Annotated in this window: 21 protein-coding genes; 8 read left to right on the forward strand and 13 right to left on the reverse strand. The window is 68.6% G+C overall.

Annotation, left to right across the window (positions count from 1 at the left end; genetic code table 11):
• The first annotated feature begins 102 nt into the window (after positions 1-102).
• From MKK51_RS13910 to MKK51_RS13920, 3 genes are all read left to right on the forward strand, one after another.
• Entirely contained in the window at positions 103-411 is a 309-nt protein-coding gene (locus tag MKK51_RS13910) for a DUF485 domain-containing protein (protein ID WP_243977928.1), read from the forward strand.
• A complete protein-coding gene (locus tag MKK51_RS13915) occupies positions 408-2,102 on the forward strand; it encodes a cation acetate symporter (RefSeq protein WP_243977930.1) in 1,695 nt (564 codons plus the stop codon). Before MKK51_RS13910 ends, MKK51_RS13915 begins: the two co-directional genes overlap by 4 nt.
• Before the next feature lie 383 nt (positions 2,103-2,485).
• Positions 2,486-4,225, forward strand: coding sequence for an MFS transporter (locus MKK51_RS13920; protein WP_243977932.1), 1,740 nt, complete (start codon positions 2,486-2,488; stop codon positions 4,223-4,225).
• Between the two features lie 144 nt (positions 4,226-4,369).
• Here MKK51_RS13920 and MKK51_RS13925 read toward each other — a convergent pair whose 3' ends face one another.
• From MKK51_RS13925 to MKK51_RS13935, 3 genes are all read right to left on the reverse strand, one after another.
• Complete coding sequence (locus MKK51_RS13925; protein ID WP_243977934.1) at positions 4,370-5,740, reverse strand: DUF2252 domain-containing protein; 1,371 nt, start codon at positions 5,738-5,740, stop codon at positions 4,370-4,372.
• A gap of 57 nt (positions 5,741-5,797) precedes the next feature.
• Positions 5,798-7,396 (reverse strand): bifunctional phosphoribosylaminoimidazolecarboxamide formyltransferase/IMP cyclohydrolase, encoded by a 1,599-nt coding sequence (gene purH, locus MKK51_RS13930; protein ID WP_243977936.1) that lies wholly within the window; start codon positions 7,394-7,396, stop codon positions 5,798-5,800.
• A 74-nt stretch (positions 7,397-7,470) separates the two neighbouring features.
• Positions 7,471-9,255 (reverse strand): heparinase II/III family protein, encoded by a 1,785-nt coding sequence (locus MKK51_RS13935; RefSeq protein WP_243977938.1) that lies wholly within the window; start codon positions 9,253-9,255, stop codon positions 7,471-7,473.
• Between the two features lie 386 nt (positions 9,256-9,641).
• Between MKK51_RS13935 and MKK51_RS13940 the strand changes: the two genes are divergently transcribed.
• Entirely contained in the window at positions 9,642-10,196 is a 555-nt protein-coding gene (locus tag MKK51_RS13940; protein ID WP_243977940.1) for a hypothetical protein, read from the forward strand.
• Between the two features lie 9 nt (positions 10,197-10,205).
• Here MKK51_RS13940 and MKK51_RS13945 read toward each other — a convergent pair whose 3' ends face one another.
• Positions 10,206-11,348, reverse strand: a complete 1,143-nt coding sequence (locus MKK51_RS13945; RefSeq protein WP_243977942.1) for a hypothetical protein — start codon at positions 11,346-11,348, stop codon at positions 10,206-10,208.
• Between the two features lie 8 nt (positions 11,349-11,356).
• Entirely contained in the window at positions 11,357-12,754 is a 1,398-nt protein-coding gene (locus tag MKK51_RS13950; RefSeq protein ID WP_243977943.1) for an RsmB/NOP family class I SAM-dependent RNA methyltransferase, read from the reverse strand.
• 86 nt (positions 12,755-12,840) lie between these two features.
• Here MKK51_RS13950 and MKK51_RS13955 point away from each other — a divergent pair, with 86 nt between their 5' ends.
• A complete protein-coding gene (locus MKK51_RS13955) occupies positions 12,841-13,059 on the forward strand; it encodes a DUF1674 domain-containing protein (protein ID WP_243977944.1) in 219 nt (72 codons plus the stop codon).
• An 8-nt stretch (positions 13,060-13,067) separates the two neighbouring features.
• On the opposite strand, the gene MKK51_RS13960 is transcribed toward MKK51_RS13955, so the two are convergent.
• Together MKK51_RS13960 and bluB are read right to left on the reverse strand one after the other, a co-directional pair.
• On the reverse strand, positions 13,068-13,583 hold the full coding sequence (locus tag MKK51_RS13960; RefSeq protein WP_243977946.1) for a L,D-transpeptidase: 516 nt from the start codon (positions 13,581-13,583) through the stop codon (positions 13,068-13,070).
• Positions 13,584-13,770: 187 nt separating this feature from the next.
• Positions 13,771-14,427, reverse strand: coding sequence for a 5,6-dimethylbenzimidazole synthase (gene bluB, locus MKK51_RS13965; RefSeq protein WP_243977948.1), 657 nt, complete (start codon positions 14,425-14,427; stop codon positions 13,771-13,773).
• A 464-nt stretch (positions 14,428-14,891) separates the two neighbouring features.
• On the opposite strand from bluB, the gene MKK51_RS13970 reads away from it, so the two are divergent.
• Positions 14,892-15,266 carry a DUF2794 domain-containing protein gene (locus tag MKK51_RS13970; RefSeq protein ID WP_243977950.1) on the forward strand — a complete coding sequence of 125 codons (375 nt, stop codon included), beginning with the start codon at positions 14,892-14,894 and terminating at the stop codon, positions 15,264-15,266.
• Between the two features lie 9 nt (positions 15,267-15,275).
• On the opposite strand, the gene MKK51_RS13975 is transcribed toward MKK51_RS13970, so the two are convergent.
• The 4 genes from MKK51_RS13975 to MKK51_RS13990 all read right to left on the reverse strand — a co-directional run bounded on the left by MKK51_RS13975 (position 15,276) and on the right by MKK51_RS13990 (position 20,267).
• On the reverse strand, positions 15,276-15,533 hold the full coding sequence (locus MKK51_RS13975) for a hypothetical protein (protein WP_243977952.1): 258 nt from the start codon (positions 15,531-15,533) through the stop codon (positions 15,276-15,278).
• A gap of 90 nt (positions 15,534-15,623) precedes the next feature.
• On the reverse strand, positions 15,624-16,391 hold the full coding sequence (locus MKK51_RS13980; protein ID WP_243977953.1) for a Bax inhibitor-1/YccA family protein: 768 nt from the start codon (positions 16,389-16,391) through the stop codon (positions 15,624-15,626).
• 300 nt (positions 16,392-16,691) lie between these two features.
• On the reverse strand, positions 16,692-19,268 hold the full coding sequence (locus MKK51_RS13985) for an ABC transporter permease (RefSeq protein ID WP_243977955.1): 2,577 nt from the start codon (positions 19,266-19,268) through the stop codon (positions 16,692-16,694).
• 303 nt (positions 19,269-19,571) lie between these two features.
• Positions 19,572-20,267 carry an ABC transporter ATP-binding protein gene (locus MKK51_RS13990; RefSeq protein ID WP_243978617.1) on the reverse strand — a complete coding sequence of 232 codons (696 nt, stop codon included), beginning with the start codon at positions 20,265-20,267 and terminating at the stop codon, positions 19,572-19,574.
• Between the two features lie 99 nt (positions 20,268-20,366).
• Between MKK51_RS13990 and MKK51_RS13995 the strand changes: the two genes are divergently transcribed.
• Together MKK51_RS13995 and thpR are read left to right on the forward strand one after the other, a co-directional pair.
• Positions 20,367-21,035, forward strand: coding sequence for an arylesterase (locus MKK51_RS13995; RefSeq protein ID WP_409565684.1), 669 nt, complete (start codon positions 20,367-20,369; stop codon positions 21,033-21,035).
• 4 nt (positions 21,036-21,039) lie between these two features.
• Positions 21,040-21,582, forward strand: coding sequence for an RNA 2',3'-cyclic phosphodiesterase (gene thpR, locus MKK51_RS14000; RefSeq protein ID WP_243977957.1), 543 nt, complete (start codon positions 21,040-21,042; stop codon positions 21,580-21,582).
• A gap of 15 nt (positions 21,583-21,597) precedes the next feature.
• Here the strand turns inward: thpR and coaA are convergent, their stop codons facing one another.
• Both coaA and MKK51_RS14010 read right to left on the reverse strand, forming a co-directional pair.
• Positions 21,598-22,593, reverse strand: a complete 996-nt coding sequence (gene coaA / locus MKK51_RS14005; protein WP_409565693.1) for a type I pantothenate kinase — start codon at positions 22,591-22,593, stop codon at positions 21,598-21,600.
• A 26-nt stretch (positions 22,594-22,619) separates the two neighbouring features.
• Positions 22,620-22,943: a phosphoribosyl-ATP diphosphatase gene (locus MKK51_RS14010; RefSeq protein ID WP_243977959.1), complete on the reverse strand. Its 324-nt coding sequence runs from the start codon at positions 22,941-22,943 to the stop codon at positions 22,620-22,622.
• Between the last annotated feature and the right edge of the window lie 37 nt (positions 22,944-22,980).

Genomic DNA, 22,980 nt, shown 5'->3' on the forward strand with positions numbered 1-22,980 from the left:
ACAAGATCGGCAGCATCGAGCGCGCTCGCCCCCCATCGCTACAGTATTCGTCGAGACCGAGACCCCGCTCAGAAGGGTCTTCGCTTCAGGGAAAGTAACGCCATGTCCGATATCGAGACTGCGCGGATTGCGCAGAACCCGCGGTTCAAGGAGCTCGTGCACGAACGCACCCGCTTCGGCTGGACGCTGACCATCCTGATGCTGCTGGTCTATTTCGGCTTCATCGGCCTCATCGCCTTCGACAAGTCCCTCCTCGCCCTGAAGATCGGGAGCGCCACCACCTCCCTGGGCCTCATCCTCGGCGTCGCCGTGATTATCTTCGCCTTCATCCTCACCGGCATCTACGTCCAGCGCGCCAACGGCCGCTTCGACGATCTGACCGCCGCGCTCAAGCGGGACCTCGGCCGATGATCCGCTCCGCCCACCCCATCGCCCTCGGCACCACCCTCGCGGTGATTCTCGCAGGTGCCGCCTACGCGGCCGGCCCGGATATCGGCGCGGTGACGAAAGCCCAGACGAACTGGCCGGCCATCGGCATGTTCGCCTTCTTCGTGCTCTTCACCCTCGGCATCACCTACAAGGCCGCCAAGGGCACCAAGTCGGCCTCCGACTTCTACGCCGCTGGCGGCGGCATCTCGGCCGGAACCAACTCGCTGGCCATCGCCGGCGACTACATGTCGGCTGCCTCGTTCCTCGGCATTTCGGGCCTCGTCTACACTTCGGGCTTCGACGGGCTGATTTATTCCACCGGCTTCCTCGTGGGCTGGCCGATCGTGCTGTTCCTCATCGCCGAACGCCTGCGCAACCTCGGCAAGTTCACCTTCGCCGACGTGGCGAGCTTCCGCCTCGACCAGACCTCGATCCGCATCATCTCGGCGGTGGGCACCCTCGTCGTGGTGGCGTTCTACCTGATCGCCCAGATGGTCGGCGCGGGAAAGCTGATCCAGCTCCTGTTCGGGCTCGAATACCTCTACGCGGTGGTCATCGTCGGCGTGCTGATGATCGTCTACGTGGCTTTCGGCGGCATGAAGGCGACGACCTGGGTCCAGGTCATCAAGGCCTGCCTGCTGCTGGGCGGCGCCACCTTCATGGCCGGCGCGGTCCTCTACAAGTACGGCTTCAACCCCGAGGCCCTGTTCTCGGCCGCCGTCGCCACGCATCCGAAGGGCGACACCATCATGGCGCCGGGCGGCCTCGTCTCGAACCCGATCGAGGCGATCTCCCTCGGCGTCGGCCTGATGTTCGGCACCGCCGGCCTGCCGCACATCCTGATGCGGTTTTTCACGGTCTCCGACGCCCAAGCCGCCCGCAAGTCGGTGTTCTACGCCACCGGCCTGATCGGCTACTTCTACATCCTCACCTTCATCATCGGCTTCGGCGGCATCGCCCTGCTGATGTCCGACCCGGCCTATTTCAAGCTCGATCCGGCCGGCGCCTTCGACAAGCTCAAGGGCATGATCGGCGGCACCAACATGGTCGCGGTGAACCTCGCCAACGCCGTGGGCGGACCGTACTTCCTCGGCTTCATCTCGGCGGTGGCCTTCGCCACCATTCTCGCGGTGGTGGCGGGCCTGACCCTCGCCGGCGCCTCGGCGGTGAGCCACGACCTCTACGCCAGCGTCATCGCCCGCGGACGCACCAACGAGGCTTCCGAGGTCCGGCTCTCGAAGATCTCGGCGGTCGTCATCGGCATCGTCGCGATCTACCTCGGCTACGTCTTCGAGAACCAGAACGTCGCCTTCATGGTCGGCCTCGCCTTCTCGGTGGCGGCGAGCTGCAACTTCCCGATCCTCACCATGTCGATCCTGTGGAGGGGAACGACCACCTGGGGTGCCCTCATCGGCGGTTTCGTCGGCCTCTTCGCGGCGGTGGGCATGGTCATCCTGTCGAAGGCGGTGTGGGTGACGACCTTTGGCAATCCGGTGGCGATCTTCCCCTACGACAACCCGGCCCTGTTCTCGATGCCGCTCGCCTTTCTCACGATCTACGTCGTGTCGAAGCTCGACAACACGGCGCGGGCCAAGCGCGAGCGCGCCCTGTTCGATGCGCAGTTTATCCGGTCCGAGACCGGGATCGGAGCGTCCGGCGCCCACGCACACTGAACGGCTCGGAAGCCGATCTTCGAGACCTAGAGAGGGCGCGGCGGGAGCCGCGCCCTTCTTCGTTTGAAGTACCGGGTGCCGCGGCAGAGCCAGCTGCGGGCGGGAAAGTGACACCCGCACACAAAAACGTGAGTATCGCGCCCCTCTGCCTCGTTTTCACTCTTGGGCGAAATCATGGCGTGAGGTAGCGTCGTTTGCTCTCGTTTTCGTGAGCCGCAAGACGAAAGCTCAACAGGACTTGGCCGACTGCGAACGCCGACGCAGAAGCCCGGTCTTTGGAGTGATGAAAGCCAGGCCTGCAAAAGCCTGGAAGTAAAAAATCCGGAGGAACTCCCATGTCTGCAACGTCAGCGGTCCCATTACCAAAGGATGCCGCCCGGCCAATGAGTGCCGGCGAGAAGAAGGTCATCCTGGCCTCCTCGCTCGGCACCGTGTTCGAGTGGTATGATTTTTATCTCTACGGATCGCTCGCTGCGATCATCGGCGCGCAGTTCTTCTCGGCCTACCCGGAAGCCACGCGCAACATCTTCGCCCTGATGGCCTTCGCCGCTGGCTTCCTGGTCCGCCCCTTCGGCGCGCTGGTGTTCGGACGCCTCGGCGACCTGGTGGGCCGCAAGTATACGTTCCTCGTGACCATCCTGATCATGGGCATCTCGACCTTCGTGGTCGGTCTCTTGCCGTCCTACGCCACGATGAACGAGTACGGCGTCGGCTGGGTCGCTCCCGTGGCGCTGCTGGCATTGCGCATGCTCCAGGGCCTCGCGCTGGGCGGTGAATACGGCGGCGCGGCGGTCTACGTGGCCGAGCACGCTCCCCCCGGGCGTCGCGGCTTCTACACCGCCTTCATCCAGACCACGGCGACCCTCGGTCTCCTGCTGTCGCTGATGGTGATCCTGTTCACCCAGATCTACGTCAATGCGAACTATGCCCCCGTCGCCACCACCCTCGCCGACGGTTCGGCTGGGACGATCACGCCCTTCGCCGCCTGGGGCTGGCGCATTCCGTTCCTGGTCTCGATTGTGCTGCTCGGCGTCTCGGTCTGGATCCGTCTGCAGATGCAGGAAAGCCCGGCCTTCAAGAAGATGAAGGAAGAGGGCACCGGCTCGAAGGCGCCGCTCTCCGAGGCGTTCGGCCAGTGGCGCAACGCCAAATGGGCGCTCCTCGCGCTCCTCGGCCTCACCGCCGGCCAGGCCGTGGTCTGGTACACCGGCCAGTTCTACGCGCTGTTCTTCCTGCAGACGATCCTGAAGGTCGATCAGTTCACCGCCAACGTGCTCATCGCCTGGTCGCTCATCCTCGGCACCGGCGGGTTCCTGTTCTTCGGCGCGCTCTCCGACAAGATCGGCCGCAAGCCGATCATCCTCGGCGGTTGCGTGATCGCGGCACTGACCTTCTTCCCGCTGTTCAAGGCGCTGACCGCGGCCGCCAACCCGGCCCTGCACGCGGCCCAGCAGAACACACAGGTGGTGGTGAAGGCCGATCCGGCGGATTGCTCGTTCCAGTTCAATCCGGTGGGAACGGCCAAGTTCACCAATTCCTGCGACATCGCCAAGGCACTGCTCGCCCGGTCCGCGGTGAACTACACCACCGAGCCGGCCGCTCCCGGCACCAAGGCCACCGTCACCGTCGCCGGCAAGGAGTTCGCCGCCGCCGATCCGGCCTTCGCCAAGGAGGTCGGCGCGGCGCTCACGGCCTCCGGCTACCCGACCGCCACCAACCCGAGCATCGTGAAGATCGCCATCGAACCGAAGGACGGCCTGTCGAACTTCGCCAAGATGATCGACATCTTCTCGGTCCAGAAGCTGACGATCATCGGGATCCTGACGATCCTCGTCCTCTACGTGACGATGGTCTACGGCCCGATCGCGGCGGCCCTCGTCGAACTTTTCCCGACGCGTATCCGCTACACCTCGATGTCGCTGCCCTACCATATCGGCAACGGCTGGTTCGGCGGCCTGCTGCCGGCCACGGCCTTCGCCATGGTGGCCCAGACCGGCGACATCTATTTCGGCCTCTGGTACCCGATCGTCATCGCCCTCGCGACGGCGGTCATCGGTGCCCTGTTCATCCCCGAGACCAAGGACAGGGATATCTTCACCTGGGATGACCGCCCGGCGCGATAGCCCACGGCGCTCTGCGTCGGACCGGGCCCTCGGCCACGGTCCGGCGCCCGACGTGACATCGTCGACGTGACGCCATGGAAAAGGGCCCCGGATCGCTCCGGGGCCCTTTCTCGTTTCATCGGTGCGTCGCGGAATCCGCCACCCTCATGCGGGCTCGGCGGTATCCGCATGGGCCGCCTGCAGGGCGTGATGATCGGCCATCGTCTGCCACGCATAGCGCATGGCGAACTCCGCCACCGCCTCGTCGAAGGCGTCGCCCTTGCCGAGATAGCCGGCGATCATCGCCGCATCCCCGGACCGGGCGTGGGCGCGGGCGAGCGTGGTGCCACAGAGCCGTGCATAGGCCTTGGGGCCGCTTTCGGCGAGGATCTCGCCGACGGCCGAGAGCTTCTTGTTCTTCAGCTGGCGTACGTAATAGGAGCGTCCGCTCACCTCGGAATGGGCGGTGCCGAGGAACATGTCGCTCGCGGCCTGCATGATGCGCTGGCCGTCGATCACGCGCTGGCCCTCGGAGGCGAGGAAGAACGGGCTCAGGGCGAGCTGACCCAGGACCGACGGCCGGGCCTCCTTGATCTGCAGGAAGAGCGGCGCCCCATCCGCATCCGTGTAGAGCCCCACGGCGCAGACGGTGCCCACCGAGCCGATGCCGACCACCTTGAAGGCGACGTCCCGCTGCATGTAGCGCAGGGCCAGCAGGTTGCGGTCGGCCTGGAGGCTCTGCGGATAAGCGAGCAGCGCCGCGGCCGCTTCCTGCACCGCCTCGGTCAGCCCGTTCGGCCCTTCGTGGAAGATCGTCGGAGCCTTGTCGGCGATGCGCCGCAGGGCCGGGTCCGCATGGACGGAGGCTGGGTCGAGATCCGGGGCGTCGCCATGGCTGAGGCCGTCCGAGGTCTCGGCGGCGGCATCGGCAACGAGGCGCCGGCACAGGTCTCCGTCGCCGAGGCGGCCGATCTCTTCGTCGAGGTCGATGCGGCTGTGCCAGATGGCCAGCGGCGAGAGATACGACAATTCGCGCATGTGCTCGCGATAGGCACAGACGCTGGCGCGAGCCGCGCGATACGCCTTGTCCTCGCCCTGTGCGAAAGCGGCGACGGCGACGCTGGCGGCGAGGCGCTTCACGTCGATGGTGAAATCGACGTTCCAGAGCGTCTCGTCGAAATCGTTGATGTCGAACAGGGTCTGGCCCTCGGCGCTGCGATACACGCCGAAATTGCCGATGTGGCAATCGCCGCAGGCCTGGACCGGAATGCCCGGAACCGGAACGCCGGCGAGGTCGGAGGCCATCACGGCGGCGGCCCCGCGCAGGAAGGCGAAGGGACTGGCCCGCATCCGCTCGTGGCGCAGGGGGATCAGCTCGAGCAGCCGGCCGGCATCGTTCGCCCGCAGGACCGCCAGCGGATCGCGGTCTTCGGCCGGATACCAGTCGGCGTGGGATTCCCGGGGGACCGCATCGCGCAGGCGCTTGCCGGCCGCCCGGCGCTCCGCGCGATTGGAGGAGAGGTGGGTGTTGGTCATGGAAGATAGCCTCGACAGGGCGATGCGCGCAGGCCGTTTGCCGCGCACCGCGCGGCATCAGTGCCGGAAGTGGCGATGTCCTGTAAACACCATAGCGAGGCCGGCCTCGTCGGCGGCCTTGATCACGTCGGCATCCCGCATCGAGCCGCCGGGCTGAATCACCGCCGTGGCGCCGGCCTCCGCCGCCGCGATCAGGCCGTCCGCGAAGGGGAAGAACGCGTCCGAGGCCACCACCGAGCCCTTGGCGAGACTCTCCGCCGCGCCGATGCGCTTGGCACCCTCCGCCGCCTTCCAGGCCGCGATGCGCGAGGAATCCACCCGCGACATCTGCCCGGCGCCGATGCCCACCGTGGCGCCGTTCCTGGCGTAGACGATGGCATTCGACTTCACGTGCTTGGCAACGCGGTAGGCGAAGCGCAGGTCGGCATATTCCTGCGCCGAGGGCTCGCGCTTCGTCACGACGGTCAGCGTCATGTCGTCGACCACGGCCGCGTCGCGGTCCTGGACCAGGATGCCGCCGGCGAGGTTGCGCATGGCAAAGCCCTTCGCGCGCGGGTCGGGAAGACCGCCCGCGAGGAGGAGACGCAGGTTCTTCTTGGCCGCCACGAGGGCGATCGCCTCCTCGGTGGCGTCCGGCGCGATGATCACCTCGGTGAAGATCTCGACGATTCGTGCGGCCGATTCGGCATCCAGGGTGCGGTTGAGGGCGACGATGCCGCCGAAGGCCGAGGTCGGGTCGCAGGCGAGCGCCCGCTCGTAGGCTTCCGCCAAGGACGTACCTTCGGCGACGCCGCAGGGGTTGGCGTGCTTGATGATCGCCACCGCGGCGGCGCGGGCCGGATCGAACTCCGCGACGCATTCGTAGGCCGCGTCGGTGTCGTTGAGGTTGTTGAAGGACAGCTCCTTGCCCTGGAGCTGGCGGGCGCTCGCCACACCGGGCCGAACGAGGCCGGGCGTCCGGTAGAAGGCCGCCGATTGATGCGGGTTCTCGCCGTAGCGCAAGGACTGGGCGAGGGTGCCGCCGAAGGCGCGGAAGGCGGGGGCCTCGTCCGTCTCCACATGGTCGGCGAGCCACGAGGCGATGGCGGAATCGTAGGAGGCGGTGCGGGCGAAGGCCTTCTGCGCCAGCCGCCTGCGGGTCGCCGCGCCGAGGGTGCCGTTGCCGGCCTCGAGCTCCGAGAGGATCGCGCCGTAATCGGCCACATCCACCACCACCGCCACGTCGGCATGGTTCTTGGCCGCCGCGCGGATCATCGCCGGGCCGCCGACATCGATGTTCTCCACCGCGTCGTCATAGGCGCAGGGTTTCGCGATCGTCGCCTCGAACGGATAGAGGTTGACCACGAGGAGGTCGATGGCGCCGATGCCGTGGGCAGCCAACGCCGCCTGATGCTCGGGATCGTCGCGCACCGCGAGGAGACCGCCATGCACCGCCGGGTGCAGGGTCTTCACCCGCCCGTCCATCATCTCGGGAAAGCCGGTGATCTCGGCGACTTCCGTGACAGGCAGTCCCGCCTCGCTCAAGGCCCGGTGCGTGCCGCCGGTGGAGACCAGGGCGACGCCGCGCTCGGACAGCGCGCGGGCGAAATCCACGAGGCCCGTCTTGTCGGAGACGGAAAGGAGTGCGCGCGCAACCCGCGCCTGATCATGCGACATTGTCGAGAACCGTCCGGCACAGGGCAGATTCTGCCCCTGAAACGCGGCGGGTACCACAGATGGCGCCCTATCGGCTACCGCGCCGCCTCATCGGCCACGGGAGCCTCGAGCCTACCGGGTTCGTTCCGCCCCGGCGCCTGTGCCAGGTGCAGGAAGCGCCATCGCACCCGGGTGCCTTCCCCGGCCGTGACGTAGAGAACGATCTGGTCGGTACGCCGCGCTCCCGTAAGACCCGCGAAATACACGCTCTCTTCCAGGGCAATGGCCGCGCCGTCGGCCTCGAACCGCCAGACCTCTCCCAGCGGCGAGGCCAGGTCGACCCCTCCGCCCTCGGCCGCATTGGCCGCGACGGCGGGATGCAGGTGGAAGCGGATCGCCGCCTCCGGCGGACGCAGCCGGATGCGGTTGCCCTTGTGGGCGACGGGTACGAAGGCGTCCTCGCCTTCGAGCCCGGCCCCGTCGGGGAGGAGGCACCAGCGGCGCTCGTGGACGATCCCGAACTCGGCGGCATAGCCGTCATGGCGGCCGGCGAGGATCAGGGCGCCGCCCTCGGTCGTCCGCTCGGACTTGACCGCGCGCGGGCCGCGCACCAGCACGGGGCCGATCCGCTTGATGAGCCAATCGGAAGCGAAACGGCTGCCCACCCCCTCGCTGGCGCCGAGGAACCGGCAGGATGAGGAATCCCCGACCGTCGCGGTGGAATGGGCGGCGGTGCTGCGGGCGAGGCGACGCAGTTCCGGGCCGCTCGCCGGCAGGCCGCAATTGATCACCACCCGCTGGGGGCCGCTCGACATCTCGAAGGAGAGGCAGCCGGCCCCGGCATTCGTCGAGTACGGCAGCGGCGGCGGCGCCCCCACATCGGCGACCACCACGACGCGGCCGCTCTCCAACCGCTCGTAGCCGGAATTCGGCGCATGCATCATCGGCTGCGCCAGGGCGCCGTCATAGACCAGCAGGGTGGCGAGGTGGTCTGCCGCCGTGGCGCCCATGCCATTGAAGTGGCTCAGGGACGCATCGCCGTGCCGCAGGAGTCGCAGCAGCGGCAGCATCCGGTCGATGGCATGGAGCAGAGCCTCCGGCGGATCGAGGCTGCGGCTGAGGAAGCTCTGGCGCAGGGGCAGGAGATCGAGGAGGAGCTCCATGGCAAAGCGCGGGTCTCGGCTGCGATGGCCGCCATCCGCCATGATCTGCCGGTCGAGCTCCCGCGACAGGATGCGGGTGGCCCGGCGCAGGATCGGCTGGATGCCGTCGCAGCACAGGCCGGCATAGCACAGGGCCACCACCGCCAAGAGCCGCGGTTGCGGCGGCAGGCCCCGGCGCAGGGAGCGTTCGAGGTCTCGCGCGCCGCGCCCCACCGCCTTGAGGAAGGCCTGATAGAAGGCGTGGTCCGCGCCTTCGAGAACGAGGGGCGACTGACACAGGAAGGAGATCAGCCGCCGTGCGGCAACCGGCACGGGCGCGGCCAGGGCCTCGTCGCCACGGCCGGCGATGAAGTCCGCCACGAAAGCGCGGGCATTGGCTCTGGCGAGCGCCGTGTCGGCGGCGCGCAGATGGCGCAGCCAGCCGAAGCCGTAGAACGCATCCGCCCATTCCGGCGAGGGCGGGGCGTAATCGAAGGGCGACCGGCCGCTCACCGAAAGAGAGCGCCCCGCGAAGACGAACAGGCCCGCATAGATATCGTCGGCGAAGGTGGCATCGCTCGTGCGCAGATCGTGCGGGGCGATCACCAGGGCGCTGACACGGGCGCGCGCCAGCAGGTCCGGGCTCGCGGTCAAGCGCGCGGAGACGCCCCGCGCCGAGCGCGCGATCTCACGCCCGATGAGCCGATAGAAACGCCAACGATCAGCCCCCCAACCCACGCACGCCTTTCCTCCAGCACCGCGACCCGGATGGCCATCGTGCCGGATGTCGTCCCACCGGGAAGCTAAGCCGTGCCTATTAACCAACAATTAAGGATGCCGATACTCGTCGCACCGCCTCAGGCTCCCCTCCGGTCGGGATGTCCCCTCCTGAGCGCTCCGGCGCGAGGAGAAACGGACGGGTGTGGCGAGAGCCCAACGAACTGTATTTTTTGGCGAACTCGGCCGGAACGGTTGCTTGCTGCACAGGTTATACACAGCGTAGAGCGAGTGTCGTTCCTTCAGCCTCCAGCAATGGCAGTGTGCCTGTGACTGTCATCCCTGTCTTCAAGCGCGCCGGGCTCTTGATGTCCGCGGCGGCGTTATTGTGCACGTCTGGCGCGGCGATGGCCCAGAACGCTCAGGACCGCGGTCTCGGCGGCCTGTTCGAGGCGCTGTTCTCTCCGGCCCGCCCCACGGTGGAAACGCAGCAACCCGCTCCTGCGCTCGAGATGCAGCAGAGATCCCTGACGATCCGCCGCGAGGCGAGCCGCCCGCGCCCGAAGATCCGTTACGCCGCCCTGCCGAAAAGCGAGCCGCTGCAGCTCCAGATCGGCGACCGCCAGACGCCGATCCCGCTCTCCTCCGGACCGATGGCCGCCCTCCTCAAGGATCCGACCCTGCGCCCCGGCGACATCGTCGTGCTGAAGGACGGCGCCCGTGTCTTCACCGGCAACGAGGAGAAGACCCACACAATCCGGGATTTCGAGCCGGTAAGCCGCTCCGCCTCGGTCGATCGCAAGACCAAGGCGCTCCTGTCCATGATGATCGCTCCGGTCGGTGCGCTGCCGCCCGACGAGGTGCGCAAGTTCATGGCGCGGTTGAAGAAGTCCGCACCCGCCAGCATTGCGAACGGTGAGGCACAGGTCCAGACCGTCTCCATGCGGGTGATCACACCGTAAGCGGCACGCCTACCGCAGATAGGTCACGCTGTACAAAGTCCGGCGCAATTCGCTCTCGGTGACCCAGATACGGCCGTTGTCGCAGCGTTCGCGAATGCCGTCGCGCATGCGGCCGCAATATTCGCCGGTATTGTCCTGGATACGGTACTGGCAGACGCTTCCGGCTTTGCGGCGGCCGATGACCGGACTCGCGTGATCGGCGAAGAGGTCGGGATCCTTCGGGTCGCGGTCCTCCAGCAGATACCAGCTGTAGCCCACTGTCGGTACGCGTCCATGGTCCAGGGCGTAGTCGACCATGGCGAGGATGCGGTTGAGTTTCGGCTTGCTCGGATGGCGGCCGGATTCCAGCATGTCGGCGAAGTCGGCCTGGCTTGCCGCCACGCGGTAGGAGACCGGCAGGAGCGGTACCGGCAGCGGCGTCCGGCGGCAGACCGCGTCCACATGGGCGATCCAGGCCGCGTTGAACGGATCGGCCCGGCGCCCGCGCAGATGGGTCGCGGTCGCGGCCACGGCGCGGAAACTCTGCCGCGTCGGGTGGAGCCTCGTCCGGTAGCGCAGCGCGCGCAAGGTCGGCATTACGTAGCCATAGCCGTCGTTGGACGGCAGGTCGCGATCCTCGCAATACCCGCCGATATTGTAGAGGAGCGCCGCAATATCCTCCTCGCCACCCTCGATCTTGTCGAAATACGGTTCCAGGGTCGGATTTCCGTCCTTGGTCACCTCCGCCGCGTTGCGGCTCCAGGCGATGTCGGCCCGGTAGGCGGGATGCGCCTGGAGATGGCGTTTCAGATGCGGGTTCGCGATCGCCTCCAGCTTCGCGGGATCGGCGAAGTAGAACTTCGTCGCCACGTCGAGGGGCGAGACCGATCGGCCGATCCGGTGGGAGATCATGTCCGCTGTGGCGTAGGCGAAGCAGATGGCGCTCTCGCCCTGGTTCAGGGGCAGGTCCCTGGGCGAGGGCGAGATCCCCACGTCGCGGGTGCCGGTATGGATCTCGAACGGGACCGTCACCGATACCGGGGCGCAGGCGTGGTTGCGGGCATAGGCCGGCGCGACCGGCAGGATACGGCGGTCGATCCCGTCGGCCCCGGCCTGACCGACAAGCGACACGGCCGCGATCAGGGCGGTGACGGCATGGCGCAAAGCCAGCACCGCGCGCCTCAAGCCTTCCGTATGAGACGGCTCGCGAAGAACCCGTCGATCCCGCCACGAACCACCGGCAAGTCCCCTTCGCCGCCCGTCGTCTCGCCGGACAGGTGCGAGGGCAGCGTCCGTAGATCGCCGTCGCCGTTGATGAGCTCGCCGAGACCGCCGACCTCCTCCGAGCGGATCGGAAGCCGTTCGAAAGCCGGATTGCGGGCGAGGAAGGCGGCGATCTGCCCCTCGCCTTCCTCGGGCTCCAGCGAGCAGGTGCAGTAGACGAGACGGCCCCCCGGCTTCACCAGGGTGGCGGCACGGTCGAGCAGGCGGCGCTGCAACCCGCCGAGGCGACCGACATCCCCGCCGGCCTTGGTCCAGGCGACATCGGGATGGCGGCGGATGGTGCCGGTGGCCGAACAGGGTGCGTCGAGGAGCACGGCGTCGAACGCATCGGCGTCGGTCTCGGGCAGCTGGGTTGCGTCGCCGACACGGATCTCCGCCGTCAGTCCGAGGCGGGCGAGGTTCTCGGCCAGCCGTTCGAGGCGCGGGGCCGAGCGGTCCACGGCCACCACCTCCGCCCCCGCGGCGGCGAGCTGGGCGGTCTTTCCACCCGGTGCAGCGCAGAGATCGGCGACGCGCTGCCCCGGCCCGACCGCGAGCAGGCGCGCCGGGATGGCGGCGGCGGCGTCCTGCACCCACCACGCGCCCTCGCCATAGCCGGGCAGGTCCGAGACCGCCGAGCGGACCTCGTGCAGGCGGATGCTGCCGGTGGGCAGGGCGACGCCGCCGAGGCGCTCGGCCCATTCCGCCACGGAACCGCGCGGCGTGATGTCGAGGGCGGCGCCGGAGAGATGGGCCGAGGCGATGGCCCGGGCCGTGTCGGGTCCATAGGCAGCGCTCCAGCGGGCGGCGAGCCAGTCCGGGGTGTTCTGCCCCAGGGGATCGGACGCCTCGGCCGCGATGGCGTCCCGCTCGCGGATGACCCGGCGCAGGATGGCGTTCACGAGGCCGGGCGTGTGCTGCAGGTAGGGATCGCCCTTGGCGAGGCGGACCGAGAGATCGACGGCGGCATGATCCGGCACGTTGAGATCGAGGATCTGGGCGGCGCCGGTGACGAGGAGGGCCACCAGCCGTGGCTGGTCCGGCGGCAGGCCCTGGGTCATCCGGGCGGCCAGCATCCGCCGCAGGAAACCGAGGCGGCGGAAGGTGGCGGTGGCGATGGCCCGCGCCAGCGATGCGTCGGCGGCGTCCAGACCGGCGTCGAGCCCCGCCTTGGCCAGGGCATCCTCGAGGGCGAAGGCGCGGCCCTGGACGAGGAGATCGGCCACGGCGGCATGGGCCACCTGCCGGGCGGCGAGGCCCGGAACCGTGCGGTCGATCGTCGTCGTCGGCCCGTCCGCGTTGCGGCGTGTCGCCATGAATGCCACTTTCCGTGTCCGAGGCCCGGTCACCCGGAGCCAATCCCAACGGATGCCCTCCCATCCGGTCCACCGAGATGCAAGCCATGACGACGCCCGACGACGCGGAAAACGCCGAGATCCCGCCCCGCCCCGCACTGACACCCGCCGCCGCGCGGGCTTTGGCCGAAGCCGCCGACCGGCGCGCGTCCATCGACGCGAAGGCCGCGGAGATCTCCGCCGCCCGCGAGCGCCAGGGCCGTGGCGGCCTGGAGCCCGTCCGCTACGACGATTGGGAGGTCAAAGGCATCGCCGTCGACTTCTGAGCGCGGGCTCAGCGCGTGACGTAGACCTGCGTGCCCACCGAGACGCGGCCGTAGAGATCGACCACGTCCTGGTTGTACATGCGGATGCAGCCGTAGGACGCGTAGGTGCCCACCGAGTTCGGCCGGTTGGTGCCGTGGATGGCGTATTCGCCGCCGGCGAGGGTCATGGCCGCCGCACCCATCGGGTTATGCGGCGAGCCGCCGGCGATCACGTCGGGCAGGCGCGGGTTGTCGCGCTTCACCTCCCGCGGCGGCGACCAGGCCGGCTCGACATACTTGCCGTCGATCTTGGTGGCGCCGGTCCATTGCTTACCGGGCTTGCCCACCGCCACGGGATAGCGGATCGCCGTGCCGTCGCCGTTCACGAGGTAGAGCCGGCGCTCCGAGGTGCGGATCACGACCGTGCCGGGCATGACGGCCTGGTCGAAGGCCACGAGTTCTCGGGCCGCGGCCGGTGTCGCGGCAAACCCCATACTCAAGACTGTTCCGGCCAGATAAGCAGTGAACCCATTCCGCGCGAACATTTGGCGTCATCCTCGAAAGCGTGACCGTGAGCTTCACGATAAGCCGCTCTCGAGATTGCCGTTCCGGTTACCGGTGGGGGTCATGGGCCGGATACGCACCGGAATGACGGAGCGCGGTTAAGCGGCGCCCTCTCGCTCGCGCCAAAGGCGAGCGGTCCGGGTAAGCTCTGGTAAAGTCGCGAAGCGATCACCGCTCCAGCAGGATGGAGGCCCGCTCGTCGCGCTCCTGCCAGCCATGCCGGACGAGTTCGGGATCGTCGTGCTCCTCCACCGGATAGCCGACGCACAGATAGGCGACGAGGCGCCAGGAGGCGGGAACGTCGAGGTGCGCCGTGACGCGATCGGGCTCGATGATCGACACCCAGCCGACGCCGAGGCCGTGCGCCCGCGCGGCGAGCCAGAAGGTGTGCACCGCCGTGACCACCGAGTAGCGCAGCATTTCCGGCATGGTGGCGCGGCCGAGGCCGAATCCGCTTTTCGTATCTTCATCGCAGAAGATCGCGAGATGGACGGGTGCCTCGCGCAGGCCCGCGAGCTTCAGACGCGCGTAGGCCTCACGGCGCTCGTAGTCATAGGTCTCGGCCGCCGAGTGGTTGCAGCGCTCGAAACTCGCGGTCACGGCCCCGCGCCGGACAGGGTCGGCGACACGGACGAAACGCCAGGGCTGGCTGTTGCCCACGGACGGGCTCAGCATGGCCAGGTCGAGGCAACGCTGGAACACCGCCTCCTCGACGGGATCGCTCCGGAAGCGGCGCACGTCCCGACGCCAGGCGAACAGCTCGCCGAGCGTCTCGCGAAAGCCGGTATCGAACGTCACCAAGACCTGCTGCCCGACCACTGCCATCCCTTGCCGACGAGGCCGCCTCGGCCGCTCGCCCCTGTCAGCCGCCGGACCCTGTCCGTTGGGAGAATGCGAAGGGCGGCCGGAGCCATCAAAAAGGATTTTTAGACCAGAGCGCGCCGTCATGGCAGAAAAAAAGGCCGCACTCCGGAGAGGCGGCCTGAAGTCCTTGGGTCTCGAAACCTCTGGAGTGTCGTTCCCGTGACATCGGCAGGCTCCCGAAAGCTGGGGAGCATGGATATCGGCCGCCCGACCGAGCACGGAACCGACGAGGTTCGGCCACAGGTATCATCTTCTATCGAGGCCGAGGAGGGGCGATAACGGGGCGAAATCGTGACGTTGTGTTGCCCGTCCATGGCTGGTGCCGGCGCGCACTCGGCGATCGGCCGGGCTTGCAGGCTCGGAGTGGGAGGCCCATCATTCCTCCTTTGCGGCGCCCGTCGGGGCGCCGGAACCGAGGAGCGAGAATGGACGAGAGGACCGGAGCCGAGCCGCGATCGCAGGATTCCACCGGCCGCGTCGTGCCGTTCCCGACGGCTCCGGTGGTGCCCCAGGTCGCCTTCGACCGTTCCGAGCTCAGGACCCTGTTCAACCTCTACGGACGCATGGTCTCGGCCGGCGAGTGGCGTGACTACGCCCTCGATTTCCGCCGCGACAAGGCGGTGTTCTCGATCTACCGCCGCTCGTCCGAGACCGCCTTGTTCCGGGTCGAGAAGGACCCCAAGCTCGCCCGCCGGCAGGGCGCCTTCTCGGTGATTTCCGCCGCCGGCATCGTGCTCAAGCGAGGGCACGACCTCGCCCGTGTCCTGGCGGCGCTGGAAAAGCCCCTTCGCGTGGTGTGATCGCCCCCGTCACGGGATGAAGAACGGGACCGCCTCCCAACGGATCGGAGGCCAACCCCATCGCCGTGCGCCAACGGAATACAGGGTGCCGAGCAGGAACAGCATGACGAGGCCGGCGATGATGGCGGCGCCGAGGCCGGCCCATGCGCCGGTGCCGAGCGCGGCAGCGGCGCTGACACCGACGATGGCGTAGGTCGGCACATCGCTCGGAGGCGTCGCCTTCCGCCCCGACCCCCGCCCGATCTTCGGCACCAGCGGTTTACCCACCGCCACATCCTCGCATGACCGCCGTGACGGACACGAAAAAAGGCCCCGGCGTTTCCGCCGAGGCCTCCGATCCGCGTTCCGACGGCTCGCTTAGCGGCGGTCGCCGAGAAGCTGGAGCAGGAACTGGAACATGTTGATGAAGTCCAGGTAGAGGGTCAGAGCGCCGTTCACCGATAGCTTGGCAGCACCCTCGGCATCGGCACCGCTGTAGAGGAACATCTCCTTGAGCTTCTGCGTGTCGTAGGCGGTGAGGCCCGCGAAGATCAGGACGCCGAGCACCGAGATGGCGAACTGAAGCGCGCTCGAGGCCAGGAAGATGTTCACGATCGAGGCGATGAAGAGGCCGATCACGCCCATGATCAGGAACGAACCCATCCCCGAGAGGCTGCGCTTGGTGGTGTAGCCGTAGAGGCTGAGACCGCCGAACGTGGCCGCCGTGATGAAGAAGACCCGGACCACGCTGGCGCCCGTGAAGACGAGCAGCAGGGTCGACATCGACGCGCCCATCACCGCCGCGAAGGCGAAGAAGGTCATGCGTGCCGAGGAGGCGGACATCTTATCCATCCGCATCGTGAAGATGAAGATGAACGCGAGGGGCGCCAGCATCAGGACCCACTTGAGCGGGCTGGTGTAGAGCATCTGGCCGAACGGGGTCAGCGCGAGCTTGCCCGTAGCCGTCTGCGCGGTGGCGGCCATGTTCAGGCCGAGGGCCACGAGACCGGAGATCCCGAGGCCGACGACCATGTTGTTGTAGACGCCGAGCATGAAGCTGCGCAGCCCCTGGTCGATCTCGACCTGGGAGCCGGCATAGCCCTGGGGCTGGGCGCCGTAGCGGAAGGGACTGTTATCGAATGCCATGGGAGATTCCCTTGGAAGCTCTCTCAGCGTGTGATTTGGAACCGAGGCTCACGCACAGGACCTCTGGCGCGCGACCGCGCCTTGAGCCGAAATATGTTCCGTCATGCCGCTCCGCACAAGGGGGCGGCCGAGCTTTGTGGCCCAGGAATCACGGCTTCTGACCTCGATCTTTATTTGAATGGGCGCGGATTAAATCTCGTTCATCATCCGCGCGCCGCAGCAGAGCTATCGTGACATGTCATAAACCATGATGTCGGCGTCGTTTTCTCCTTCGACGAAGAGGCGGACGACCTTTCGGCCTCAGAACTGGCGCAGGTAGGGAGCCGGTTTCTGACCGAGAATGCGCCACGTCCCGGCCAGTCCGAGGACGATCGCGAAGACCACCGCGAGGGTGGATGCGACGAGCGCACCGGAGAGGTCGAGGGCGAAGTCGAGCTTCATCACGCGGGTGACGATGGCCCAGCCCGCGAGCGTGCCGGCAAGAAGCCCGAACAGGGCGGTGGCGATGCCGAGCGCACCGTATTCCAGCGTATAGGCCAGGAGCAGGCGCCCGCGCGTGGCGCCGAGCACCTTCAGCACCACGGCATCGTACAGCCTGGCGCGGTGCCCCGCCGCGATGGCGCCGGCGAGCACGAACAGGCTCGCCACCACGGCGACGCCGCTGGCGCCGCGAATCGCCAGGACCAGCTTGCCGACGATGTCGTTGACCGTGTCGAGGGCGTCCTTCACCCGCACGCTGGTCACCGACGGGAAGGCGCGGGCGACGTCGCGCAGAATCACGGCCTCGGTCCTGGCATCCGGCCCGCCCGCCAGGGTCAGGGTGGCGAGGTCGGAATGCGGCGCGCCCCGGAAGGTCCCGGGTGAAAAGACCATGACGAAATTGATGCCGAGGTTGCGCCATTCGACCTTGCGCAGGTTCGCGACCCTGGCCGTCAGATTCCGCCCCAGGACATTGACCGTGACGGTGCCGCCGACCCCGAGATTCAGCGCCCGCCCGAGTTCCGCATCGAAGGACACCAGCGGCTTTGCGCCCTCCTCGGCGCTCCACCACGCCCCGGAGACGAGGCTGGAGCCCTCCGGAAGGTCGTCCGAATAGGTGATGCCGCGATCCCCATCGAGCACCCAGGCGGCATCCTCCGGCGGCTTGATGGCGGCGGCGGGGGTGCCGTTGATGGCGACGATGCGTCCCCGCATCATCGGCACGCGCTCGATCTTGGCCCCGGGCGCGAGCCTGCCGAGTTCCGCATGGAACCCGTCGGCCTCCGCCGCCGGAATATCGAGGAAGAACAGGTTCGGCGCTCGGGCCGGCAGCGAACTCGTCAGCGTCCGACGGACATTGGCGTCGATCAGGCTCAGCGTCACCAGCAGGGTCACGCCGAGACCAAGCGACAGGACGATGGCGGGGGTGAGCGCACCGGGGCGGTGGAGGTTGGCCAGGGCCAAGCGGGGTGCCGCCGAGCGCGGCCGGGGCAGACGCCGCGCCACGGCCATGAGGCCGAGGGCGACGAGGCGCAGAAGCCCGAAGGCAAGGCCGGCCGCCACGATGAACATCAGCGCCACCCTGCGGTCGAAGGCGGTGGCGAGCGCCAGCGCCACCAGGGCGGCGAGCGCCGCGACGAGGACGAGCCGGTAGCGCAGCCGCGTCTTGCGGGTGTCGGGATCGATCACGTCCCGGAATAGGCCGGAGACCGGCACGTCGTGGGCGTGGCCTAGGGGAATGATGGCGAAGGCGAGCGCCGTGAGGAGGCCATAGGCGGCGGCGAGCAGCAGTTCCCCCGGCGCCAGGGTCGGGTTCAGCGGCAGCGGCAGCGCATCGTGGAACAGCGCATCGAGGAGGAAGGGCAGGTCCGCTCCGACGACGAGGCCGATCACGGTGCCGAGCCCGGCGATGAGCATCACCTGCGTGAGGTACAGGGCGACCACCTGTCCCCCCGGCGCGCCGACGCTCTTCAGGGTGGCGATGGACCCGCGCTTCCTCGCCACGAAGGCATTGACGGCGTTGGCGACGCCGACCCCGCCGACGATGAGCGCCGTGAGGCCGACCAGGGTGAGGAACTGCGTGAAGCGCTCGACGCTCTTGGCGAAACGCGGATCGGCATTGGAGCGCGATCGCATCTCCCAGCCCGCCTCCGGCGCCGCCCTGGCGACGGCCGCGATCCGCCGCTCCAGCTCGGCGTCGTCGGCCTCCGGCGCCTGGATGCGATAGCTCCACCGGTTGAGGCTGCCCGGCCGGATCAGCCCCGTCGCCTGCAGCGTCGCGGCGGAGACCAGCAGGCGCGGGCCGAAGCCGATGCCGTTGGCGATCTTGTCCGGCTCGGAGACCAGGGTGGCGCGGATCGCCACCGGCTTGCCGGCGATCTCGATCCGGTCGCCGATCTTCAGGTCGAGACGCGTGAGCAGGACCGGATCGGCGACGGCGCCGAACACCCCATCCGTCTCCGCCAGCAGATTGGAGAGCGGCGCGGCCGGATCGGTGACGAGGTCCCCGGCGGCGGGAAAGGCCTCGTCCACCGCCTTGAGTTCCACCAGGGCCGCGCCCTTGTCGCCGGCCAGAGCCATGGCCCGCAGGGTCGTGACCACGGAGACCCTGCCCTGCGCATCGAGGGCGGCCCGCTCGTCCACCGTCGCCTCGCGGTTGATCAGGCTGTAGGTGAGGTCGCCGCCGAGGATGCGCTTGCCCTCCCGGCCGAGACCATCCGTGAGCGAGCGCGAGATCGAGGCGACCCCGGCGATGGCCGCGACGCCCAGCGCGATACAGGCGAGGAACACGGCGAAACCGGCAAGCCCGGCCCGCAGCTCGCGGAAGGCGAGGCGCAGGGTGAGCGGGACGCGGCTGGGGTGGGGGGGCGGAGCCGACCGTGGCAGGGTGCCGTGCATGGGTCAGGCCCTAAAGCGAGATTTGGGGGTGCGCGCCAATGCCCTCCCCCGCAAAAACGACGACCTTCGCACATCTCGCGGGTAACACGGGTCCCCTCTCCTGGAAGGAGAGGGACAGGGTGAGGTGTGTGACCTCTCCGGAGATGGACCACACCTCACCCCAACCCTCTCCTTCCAGGAGAGGGAGCCCGTCGCGACCCGCGACCACGCGTGATAGTTCGCGAGAGCGGCCTTCGGGGACAGACGCGGACCCCGCGATCCGCAAAGGGGGGAGGGTCGATCGGCGCGGGTGATGCTGCTGAGTCACGCCGCCACCGCCTCGTCCACCTGTCCCGAGCGCAGGCGCACGGTGCGGTCGCAGAGCCGGGCGAGGCCGGGATCGTGTGTGACGAGGACGAGGGTCGCGCCGCGGTCGCGCTTGAGGGCGAAGAGAAGATCCACGATCTGCCGGCCCGTCGCCTCGTCGAGGTTGCCGGTGGGTTCGTCGGCGACCAGGATCGCCGGGTCCGGCGCGATGGCACGGGCGATGGCCACGCGCTGCTGCTCGCCGCCGGAGAGCTGAGCCGGGTAATGGTGCAGCCGGTGTCCGAGGCCTACGGCCTCCAGCTCCGCCCGCGCCCGTTCGTGCGCCCCCGGCTTGTCGGCGAGTTCGAGGGGCAGCGCGACGTTCTCCAGGGCCGTCATCGTCGGCACGAGGTGAAAGGCCTGGAACACGATGCCGATGCGCCGGCCGCGAAACCGCGCCAGGGCATCCTCGTCGAGCGCACCGAGATCGGTGCCCTCCACGTAGATCGCTCCGGATTCCGGCCGCTCCAGGCCCGCCATCACCATCAGCAGGGTCGACTTGCCCGAGCCGGAGGGGCCGACGAGGCCGACCGCCTCGCCGCGGGCTACGTCGAGGGAGATGCCGCGCAGGACATGGACCCGCGCCGCCCCCCGGCCGAGGCTGAGATCGATCCGCGACAGGGCGATCGCGGGAGCGTCCACCTTGCCGGGCATCACCGCAGGACCGATCTGTGTGGAACCATCGTCATGAACACCATAGGTCGAGGCTGTGCGGGAATGGGTCTGTGTCATACGTCACGCGACGGGGTCGATATGGTTCGTCCCGCTCCTGAACGCCACCATTCCCGCCGGGCGACGCTGCTGATGGCGCTCTTTGCCGCATTGGGCACGGGCATCGGCCACGCGGCCGCGCGTCCCCTCAATCTCGTGGCCTTCGGTGACAGCCTGACCGCGGGGTACCGCCTGCCCTCGGCGGCGGCCTTCCCGTCCGTACTGGAACGCGAACTGAAGGCCAGGGGCCGCGAGGTCACCATCGCCAATGCCGGCGTCTCCGGCGACACCAGCACCGGCGGCCTCGACCGGCTCGACTGGTCGGTCCCCGACGGGACCGACGGGGTCATCCTCGAACTCGGCGCCAACGACATGCTGCGCGGCACCGACCCCGCCGTGACGCGGCAGGCCCTCGACACCATCGTCTCCCGGCTCAAGGCCCGCAACATTCCCGTCCTGCTCGCCGGGATGAAAGCCTCGACCAATCTCGGGCCGGACTACGTCGCGCGGTTCGACGCGATCTATCCCGATCTCGCCCGACAATACGGCCTCGTCCTCTATCCGTTCTTCCTGGAGGGCATCCTCAACGACCGGCGCTTCAACCTCGAGGACGGGCTCCACCCCAACGTGAAGGGCGTCGAGACCATCGTCGCCGGCATCCTGCCCACGGTGGAGACCTTCCTCGACCGGCTCGGCACGGCGCAGAAGTAGACCGATGCCACGCCTGTTCACCGCCCTGGAATGTCCCGACGACATCGCCGAGGCGCTGTCGCGGTATCAATGCGGCCTGCGCGGCGCGCGCTGGATCGAGCGGGGCGACCTCCACGTCACCCTGCGGTTCCTCGGCGACGTGGGCGATGAGGTGGCCGAGGCGTTCCATGCCGGCCTCGTCGAAGCCCGCCCGCGCCCGCCGCTCGACGTGACGCTGACCGGCCTCGACGCATTCGGCGGAGACAGGCCCCGCGCGATCATCGCGAGCGTCAATGCCGGCCTCGATCTCGTCGACCTGCAGGAGGAGCACGAGCGCATCGCCCGCGCCGCCGGCGCCGAACCGGAGCGACGCAGGTTCACGCCGCACCTGACCCTGGCCCGTCTCGCCAAACGCGACACCGGCGCCCCGGACGTGGCCGACTATCTCGCGGAGATGGGCCTATTTCCGACGCTCACGTTCACCGCGACGCGGGTGGCCTTGTTCTCGGCGCGGGAGTCGCGCGGCGGCGGGCCCTATGTGGTGGAAGCGGCGTATCCGCTGGAGTGAGGGATACGCGCCGGCTCACAACCGCCGCAGCGCCACGCTCTCGATCCGGTGGCTCGCGCCCTTGGCCAGGATCAGGCTCGCGCGCTGGCGCGTCGGCAGGATGTTGTCGCGCAGGTTCGGCAGGTTGATCGTGGTCCAGAGGTTGTCGGCGATCTCGAGGGCCTCGGCCTCCGTCACCTCGGCGTATTTGCGGAAATACGAGAGCGGATCGCGGAAGGCGGTCTGGCGCAGGCGCAGGAAGCGGTTGACGTACCAGCGGTGCAGGTCGTCCTCGTGCCCGTCGAGATAGATCGAGAAATCGAAGAAGTCGGAGACGAAGGGGATCGCGGTGCCGTCGCGCGGAAGGCGCGCCGGCTGGAGGACGTTGAGCCCCTCGACGATGAGGATGTCGGGGGATTCCACCACCCGCTCCTCGCCCGCCACCACGTCGTAGACGAGGTGGGAATAGAGCGGCGCCGCCACGCGCTTCTTGCCGGCCTTGATGTCGGTGAGGAAGCGCAGGAGGGCGGCGGTGTCGTAGCTCTCGGGAAAGCCCTTGCGCTCCATCGCGCCCATGCGCTTCAGCTCGGCATTGGGCAGCAGGAACCCGTCGGTGGTGATGAGGTCGACCTTCGGCGTGTTGGGCCAGCGGGCGAGAAGCGCCTTGAGGACGCGGGCGGTGGTGGATTTGCCCACCGCCACCGAGCCGGCGACCCCGATGATGTAGGGGACCTTGGCCTCGCGCTCGGCCAGCAGGAAGCGCTGGGTCGCCTTGAACAGTCCCTGTGTCGCCGCGACGTAGAGGGAGAGCAGCCGCGACAACGGGAGATAGATCGCCACCACCTCCTCGATGGAGATGGGATCATTGAGTGATTGCAGGCGGGTGACGTCGTCCCCCGTCAGCGTCAGGGGGGTATCGGCGCGCAACTGCGCCCATTCCTCACGGGAAAACAGGCGGTAGGGCGACAGGCGCTCGGGGCCGATCCCCGTCACCGGATCCTGGCCGAGGGCGGGATCACGCTCGGACGCGATGGCGATGGGCCGTGACGGCTCGACGGTCACGCGGGCCTCCGGGCCGCTTTCTCGGCGATGCCGCTCTGGGCGGTGCGACGCTGCAGTTCCGCCATCACCTCCGGCAGGCCGACGCCGCCGGCGCGCAGCAGCACGAGGAGGTGGTAGAGCACGTCCGCCGCCTCGCTCACGAGCCCGTCATGGTCGCCCTGCACGGCGGCGATGGCGGCCTCGACCGCTTCCTCGCCGAGCTTCTTGGCGGGCTTGGCCGGCCCGCCGGCCAGGAGCTTGGCCGTGTAGGACTGGTCCGGCGGCGCGGCGGCGCGGTCGGCGATCAGGGCGTCCAGGTCGCTCAGGGTGAAATCGGTCATGCGATCCTAGCTCTCGGCAGGCCGGACGATGCACGCT

It is taken from the genome of Methylobacterium sp. E-045 (genome assembly GCF_022829685.1).
In the GTDB taxonomy this organism is placed as follows: Bacteria; Pseudomonadota; Alphaproteobacteria; order Rhizobiales; family Beijerinckiaceae; genus Methylobacterium.